1 protein-coding gene and 1 pseudogene are annotated in these 719 nt (G+C 43.5%); both read right to left on the bottom strand.

The window, feature by feature from the left end; all coding sequences use genetic code 11:
• Positions 1 to 180, bottom strand: a pseudogene (locus R7040_RS26415) (hypothetical protein); the annotation flags it as partial.
• A 149-nt stretch (positions 181 to 329) separates the two neighbouring features.
• Positions 330 to 719: ChaN family lipoprotein (locus R7040_RS26410; protein ID WP_318097570.1), on the bottom strand; the 390-nt coding region annotated here is incomplete at its 5' end.

The following is a 719-nucleotide window of genomic DNA, read 5'->3' as shown; positions in this document are numbered from 1 at the left end:
CGTATCAACGTGATTGTCTTGATTTTGTGCCACTACTGCTGGTTGCTTAGCATAAGAGTTTACTGGGTTGCTTCCTACTGGATTCATCGAATACTCCTTGGAACATCGACACTCTTTCACTGAGTGCGGGTAAAAAGCAGTTATCTCTATATCGACGGCATAGGGTATTTCTTGAATCAATTTGTACCAATTTGACGCAGATATTCTGAATCAAAGGTAGGAACTCATGATAGGAGAAAACGGGCCTGTTTTTGCCGCCAAGATTGTTTCTTAAATAGCAAAGCAAAAAACAGACCGTATAACTAGATTAAAATGTAGGATAGGCCGCGTTATTTACATTGAAGATCGTCATTACGTGTAGATAGGTGCTTATACGCGGCCATTCTGTTCGCGTCTTGAACGAAGCGAACCGGCGGTTCGAGTACTTCTAACTGATAATCTGGGCTGTTTGTCCTGATTTCAGACGTTGGATTAACCACCACCACTTTAAGCTCAGGGTTGCGTTGTAAAATGGATGCTGCGGTACCTAAACCTGCTTCTGTATGAAATTTTCCCGCGACATGAACAACTTGAGCATTTGGGTTTTGAGCGAGGTATTTCACAATCGACTCCGCCATGGTTTCGTCCCACGTTACTTGTGCGGCGTATTGCTTTTCAGTTTGCTCTGGCTTGCCAGGATGCATGGATGCCATGAACTTTTCTTTATATGGACTGTTCGC

It is taken from the genome of Vibrio sp. 1069 (assembly GCF_033340555.1).
This window is presented reverse-complemented; position numbering and strand designations above follow the sequence as displayed.